This is a genomic window from Variovorax sp. P4_D9 (assembly GCF_056401695.1).
Window position 1 is genome coordinate 1 of the sequence record NZ_JBFUIU010000500.1, and the last position, 6,752, is coordinate 6,752.

Here is a 6,752-nt window from a genome sequence, read left to right on the forward strand (position 1 = left end):
GCACACGAACTCAATGTCTTCTCCGGCCTGAAGGTCGTGGATCTTGCGAGCTACATCGCGGGGCCTGCGGCAACAACGATCCTTTCGGACTTCGGCGCCGACGTGATCAAGGTCGAGCCGCCAGACACCGGCGATCCCTATCGCTACTTCTACGTCACGCCGCCCAACCCGGTTTCCGAGCGCAACTACGCTTGGCAGCTCACCAACCGCAACAAGCGGAGCTTGGCGCTGGACCTCAAGAGTCCAGGCGCGAAGGAAGTTCTCACCCGGCTGGTGCAATGGGCCGACGTGCTGGTCACCAACTTTCCGCCGAGCGTCAAGGCCAAGCTCGGACTTACATACGAGGCCATCGCGCCGCTGAATCCGCGGCTGGTGTATGCCGACATCACAGGCTACGGTTCCAAAGGGCCAGAGGCCGACAAGCCAGGGTTCGACATCACCGCGTACTGGGCGCGCACCGGCCTGATGCAGGTGACGCACGACGAGGACAGCCCGCCCACACTGCCCATTCCTGGCATCGGAGACCACGCGACCGCGAGCACGCTGTATTCGGCCATCGTGACGGGCTTGTACCGTCGCGAGCGGACTGGGCTGGGCAGCCATGTCAGCACGTCGCTGATTGCCGAAGGCGCATGGGCTGCAGCCACGTGGATCGAAGGCGCGCTTCATGGCGCGAAGTTCTTCGGCCAGCACAACCGCAAGCGTCCGCCGAACGCCCTGCTCAATCCGTACCGCACCGCCGACGACCGATGGTTGCTGCTGGTGGCAGCTCAGCAAAAGGACTGGCCCGGCTTTGCCAAGGCGATGGGTATGCCGGAACTGCTGGATGACCCGCGTTTTGTGGACGGTCCCGCGCGTGCCCGCAATGCAGCCGCGCTGGTGGAGATCTTCGATCCCGTGTTCGGCGCCCAATCTCTCGACCACTGGAAGAAGGTCCTGGACGTAGGACGCGTCATCTATGGCGTCGTGCAGGTCGCCGAAGAGATCATCCGTGACCCCCAGATGCTGGAGAACGAGATCCTTGCGCCGATCAATGATCCTTCGATCGGCGCCACTCACACGGTCAACAGCCCCGTGCAGGTCGCGGGAGTGCGCAAGGTGGCGCCCTCTCGGGCGCCGCGCCTGGGCGAGCACAGCGCCGAGGTGCTCATCGAGTTGGGCTACGCCCACGAACAGGTGGCACAGCTTGCAGCGGCTGGTGTCGTGCGCGAAGAATCGAAATGACTCCCGGGAGAACACCATGGCCACAACCACGAACACAGCCACATCGACGACAAGAACATCGCCCACCACCATCAGCCGCGTCACCGTCATTGGAACGGGCGTGATCGGCGCCAGCTGGACGGCGCTGTTCCTCGCACACGGTCTGGAGGTGATCGCCACCGACGTCGCCCCGGGCGCCGAAGATCGTCTGCGCGAGTATGTTCGCAACGCGGCGCCGGCGCTGCAGCGCCTGGGTGCGCAGTCGCGGTTGTCAGCGGGTCGACTGTCCTTCACCACAGACCTGGCGGAGGCGGTGGCCACGGCCGACCTCGTTCAGGAGAATGGTCCCGAGCGTATCGACTTCAAGCGCTCCCTCTACGGCACACTGGACGCGCTCCTGCCGCCCGAGGTCATCATCGCTTCGAGCTCTTCCGGCCTCACGATGAGTGAAATCCAGGCGGCTTGTCCGGCATATCCCGAGCGCTGCGTGATCGGGCATCCGTTCAATCCGCCGCACCTGATACCGCTGGTGGAGATCGTGGGTGGCGCCAAGACGTCGGAGCAAACGATCCGCCGCGTCGCCGAGTTCTACACGGCGCTCGGCAAGCGCACGATCCGGTTGCACAAGGAAGTGCCTGGACACGTGGCCAACCGCCTGCAGGCCGCACTGTGGCGAGAGGTCGTTCACCTGGTCGCGAGCGGCGTCGTGAGCGTGAGCGACGCTGACACCGCGGTGTGCTGGGGGCCGGGTCTGCGGTGGGGCGTGATGGGTCCCAACCTGCTGTTCCACCTGGGCGGCGGCGAAGGTGGCATCGAGCACTTCTTCGACCAGTTCACCGGGCCGATGACTGCCTGGTGGAAGGTGCTGGGGTCGCCCGAGATCACGCCGGAACTGCGCAAGAAGATCGTGGCCGGCGTTCTGGAGGAAGCCGGCACGCGGTCGCTGGAAGACCTGGCCACACAACGCGACGAGGACCTGCTCGGGCTGCTGGCGGTCCGCGCTCGCACGGGTGGAGAACCACATGCCTGAATTCGAGAACCTGAACTACCGGAAGAGCGGCCCGATCGCGATCCTGACGATCGACCGCCCCAAGGCGCTGAATGCGCTCAACCAGGCCACGTTCGCGGAGATCCAGCATGCATTGCAGGACGCGGCGAACGATTCCTCCGTGCACGGCGTCATCGTGACCGGCGCAAGCGACAAGGCCTTCGTAGCGGGCAAGCGTTCACGCGCCACGGACAGGCAGTCTTCGATCTTGTCGAAACCCTGGGCAAGCCGGTCATCGCGGCCGTCAACGGCTATGCGCTGGGCGGCGGCTGCGAGCTGGCCATGGCGTGCACGCTGCGCATCGCTGCGGAGAAAGCCAGCTTCGGGCAGCCCGAGGTCAAGCTGGGTGTCACGCCGGGATTCGGCGATACGCAGCGACTGCCGCGCCTCGTGGGCAAGGGCAGGGCGATGCAGATCATCCTGACCGCGGAGAACATCGATGCGCGCGAGGCGCATCGCATCGGGCTCGTGAACGAGGTGGTCGAGCCGGCGCGACTCATGTCGCGCGCGGAGGAAGTCCTGCTGAAGATCATCGCCAACGCACCGCTGGCCGTTCGATTGTCGATGGACGCCGTGAACCACGGGCTGGAGGCCGGGCAGGCGCAAGGCCTGGTACTCGAGAGCGCTTCGTTCGCGCTGTGTGCCAGCACGAGCGACAAGCGCGAGGGCACGACGGCCTTCCTGGAGCGACGGCGGCCGCTGTTCAGCGGACGGTGAGCATGCATCGGACGTGCCGGGCGAGCTTGGCCGAGGTCGATCATCCGTGCCCCATCCGGGGGATTCAATCCCGAAGACGGGAGCCGGATAGTGGTGCCCATGGAACTCTCCAACGACCCCGTGTTCTCCCCTCCGGATGACAAATGCCACGCATCGACAGAACCGGGGGCTGCGTCGCTCGCGCACGCCCGCAATGAGTTCGTGATGTCCCCGCAACGGACCCGTGTTGTCGTCGTCCACGACAACTTTCTGACTCGCGCCGGCCTGACAAGCACGTTGGCGGTTTGCGATGACGTCGCCGTGCAAACGATTCCCCCGGATGACGACGCGCTTCTGTGCTGCGACGTCGTCATCGCGGACCTCGAGAGCGGCATGCATGTGTTGAACCTCGTGGGCAAGCTGCGAAAGGGCGCGCGGCGCCCGAGAGTCGTGATCGTCACTGCCTCGGAGCGGGAGTGGCAAATCCGGCAAGCCTTGGCGCTGGGCGCGGCCGCTTATCTGCTTCTCGGCACGACCGGCGAAGAGTTGGTGAGCGCCGTGCGTAGCGTGTCCCGGGGTGGATGCCATCTGAGTCACTCTGTCTCGGCCAAGCTGGCGGAGAGCCTCACCGCCGAACCCCTGACCGCGCGTGAAGAAGACGTGCTCGCGCTGGTGACCGATGGGTTGTGCAACAAGCACATCGCTGCGCGGCTGGGCATCTCGGTGGGAACGGTGAAGACGCACTTGCGATCGGCGTTCGAAAAGCTGCAGGTGCGCAGTCGCACGGAGGCCGCCGCTGCGGCAGGACGACGGGGAATCCTGCGCCATGCAACTGTGCGTGGCAAAGCAGAGGCATCCAACGGGTTTCTTGCCGCGGGCACGCATCGTCCAGTCCCGAGCGTCGCTCCACTGGGAGCCTGAACCTGCCCACGTACGGCCCTGTGTGGCCGTACTCGCCGTAAAACGGTTGGCCCGTCGAGGCGGTAACATAGGCACCACCCCATTGGCGCAGTTCGGCTCCACGAGAAAAGCATGACCGAGGGCATTGACCGTCGCAACGGCTTGTAACGCTTCCCATGTCTACCCTGATCTCTTCGGCGCAGGGCCTCGAAATTCTCCGCGAGGAAGGCGGCTTGACCCTGTATCGAGGTGCGACAGGGGCCGACGGCTCGTCACTGCTGACCGTCGCCGTCACGGCCAACGTGGTCGACGAGGGACGAAGACGACTCGAGCGCGAGTTCGCTCTGCGCTACTTGCTGCATGAGCAGTGGTCGGCTCGTCCGATCGCGCTGGTGACCGAGGGGCAGCGGCCGGTACTCCTCCTGACCGATCCGGGCGGCCAATTGCTGAGCCATCGGATTCGTCACCCCTGGGAGCCGGCTGACTTCTTGCGGACCGCGATCGGCATTGCTGCTGCGCTCGGAGGCGCGCACCTCGCCGGGCTGATCCACAGGGACCTCAAGCCCGGCAATATCCTGATCGAAGCGGGGTCCGGCAAGGCTTGGCTGACGGGGTTCGCCGTTGCGTCGCGCCAGCCGCGCGTGCAGGTGAGCGGCCCCCCCGACGTGATTGCGGGCACACTGGCTTACATGGCTCCGGAGCAGACCGGACGAATGAACCGGTCGGTGGACTCGCGCAGCGACCTCTACGCCCTGGGCGTCGTGTTCTACCAGATGCTTTCGGGCGAGCTGCCGTTCCAGGCATCCGATCCCCTCGAATGGATACATCGCCACGTCGCTCATCAGCCCCTGCCGCTGTCCGAGCGGCGGCCGTCCGTGCCGGCTGCGATTTCGGCGATCGTGAGGAAGTTGCTCGCGAAGGCGCCGGAAAGGCGATACCAGACCTCGGGTCAGCTCGAAGCAGACCTTCGGTCGTGCCTGGAAGAACTGGAATCGCAAGGCCGAATCAGCGGGATCCGACCCGACTCGCCCAATGTCTCCGGACGGTTGAAGATGCCCGAGAGGCTCCACGGGCGGCAGGCCGAAGTCTTGTCGCTTCTTGCCGCCTTCGAGCGGGTCGTCGCTCGTGGGAGGCCCGAAGTGACGCTGGTCTCGGGGTACTCCGGCATCGGCAAGTCCTCCGTGGTCAACGCGTTGCGCAACGAGATCGAGCCGGCGCGCGGGATCTTCGTCTCCGGCAAGTTCGACTTCCGGCAGCGCGACACGCCTTACTCGACCGTCGCGGATCCATTCCGAGCGCTCCTCCGGCAGATCCTGGTCGGCGATGCCGCGGGACTTGCCAACTGGAGGCGCTCGATCAGCGAGGCCGTTGGCGTACAGGGAGGCTTGCTGTTCGAGCTGCTCCCCGAGCTGAAGGCTCTGATCGGCTCGCAGCGACCCCTGCCGGAGGTCGGTGGGGCGGAAGCCACGCTCCGCTTCCAGTCCGTGTTCCAGCGTTTCGTCGCTGCCTTCGCGCGGGCCGGGCGTCCGTTGGTGGTCTTCCTGGACGACCTGCAATGGCTGGACCCGGCGACGCTCGCGCTCGTCGAATACCTCATCGTCCATCCCGACACCCGCCATCTCCATCTCATCGGTGCCTACCGCGACAACGAGGTCGCGGCGAACGATCCGCTCATGTCGACCATTGCATCGATCCGAGGCAGTGGCGCAAACGTCGGACAGCTGGTTCTCGGTCCTCTGGGCATAGCTGACCTCACTGCGCTCGYTGCAAATGCCCTGCAAGTCGCACCTTCCCGAGCGCGCAACCTGGCGGAGCTGGTGCATGGGAAGACCGGCGGAAATCCGTTCTTCGCCGGACAGTTCCTCGCCAGCCTCGAGGAAGAAGGGTTGCTGAGATTCGACGCTGTCGCCAGTGACTGGACGTGGGATGAGAGCAGGATCGGTGCGAAAGGTTTCACCGACAACCTGGTGGACCTGGTGGTCCGACGCCTCGAGCGCCTGCCGTCACCGACGCAGCAACTACTGAAGATGCTGTCATGCCTCGGAAGTCGGGCGGATTTCCAGACTTTGGCGCTGCTGGCGCCACCGGAGCGGCTGATGCACCGCCGGTTCGTCGCCGCCGTGGATGCCGGCGTCATCCTGGTCGACGACGCGAGATACCGCTTCCTCCATGACCGCGTGCGTGAGGCCTCCTATGCGCTCATCCCCGCCAGCTCGCGCAGTGCGATGCACCTTCAGATCGGCAGGACGCTGGCGGACGGCTTGACGACGGAGCAGGCTGCGGAACGCATCTTCGACATCGCCAATCAGATGAACGCGGGACTAGCCGCCCTCTCCGACCGGTGTGACAGGGTCATGGTGTCCGAGCTCAATCTGCAGGCGGGACGCAAGGCCAAGGCGTCGACGGCGTACGCCGCGGCGTGTGGATATTTCGCCAGCGGCCTGGAGGCGCTGGGCGAGGGCGAAGGGGACCATCACCACGAGCTTTCTTTCGCACTGCGCCGCGAGCGTGCGGAGTGCGAGATCAGTCGCGCCAATCTCGATGACGCTGACGCGCTCGTCGACGAGTTGCTCGCTTGGGGGCGTTCGAACGTCGATCGCGCGCAAGCGGTCGTGCTGCGGATGACGCTGCAGATGATGCGCGGAAATCATGATCTTACGGTTCGCACGGCGCTCGAGGGACTGCGGTTGCTGGGGCAGGAGTTTCCCGACCGCTGCGATGCCGACCGGATGCGAGCCGAGTATGACAGTCTGTGCGAGGCCATGGGCGTTCGCGAGATCGAGCGACTCGCCGACCTGCCGTTCATGGAGAACCCCGAGATGCACGCCGCCATGACGATCATGGTGCAGCTCGGCAGGGCGTCCTTCGTCAGCGACATGCATCTCTTCGGCACGTTGGTCTGCCG

At 65.4% G+C, this 6,752-nt stretch carries 4 protein-coding genes and 1 pseudogene; all 5 read left to right on the forward strand.

Features of this window, described 5'->3' with window-relative positions; all coding sequences use genetic code 11:
* On the forward strand, positions 1-1,224 hold a 1,224-nt coding region (locus AC1DY5_RS36645), incomplete at its 5' end, for a CaiB/BaiF CoA transferase family protein (RefSeq protein ID WP_478119390.1).
* A 16-nt stretch (positions 1,225-1,240) separates the two neighbouring features.
* Positions 1,241-2,233 (forward strand): 3-hydroxyacyl-CoA dehydrogenase NAD-binding domain-containing protein, encoded by a 993-nt coding sequence (locus AC1DY5_RS36650; protein WP_478119391.1) that lies wholly within the window; start codon positions 1,241-1,243, stop codon positions 2,231-2,233.
* Positions 2,226-2,968 (forward strand): annotated as a pseudogene (locus tag AC1DY5_RS36655) (enoyl-CoA hydratase-related protein). Before AC1DY5_RS36650 ends, AC1DY5_RS36655 begins: the two are co-directional and overlap by 8 nt.
* A gap of 99 nt (positions 2,969-3,067) precedes the next feature.
* Entirely contained in the window at positions 3,068-3,868 is an 801-nt protein-coding gene (locus tag AC1DY5_RS36660) for a response regulator transcription factor (RefSeq protein ID WP_478119392.1), read from the forward strand.
* Between the two features lie 155 nt (positions 3,869-4,023).
* A partial coding sequence (locus tag AC1DY5_RS36665) for an ATP-binding protein (protein ID WP_478119393.1) occupies positions 4,024-6,752 on the forward strand: 2,729 nt, incomplete at its 3' end.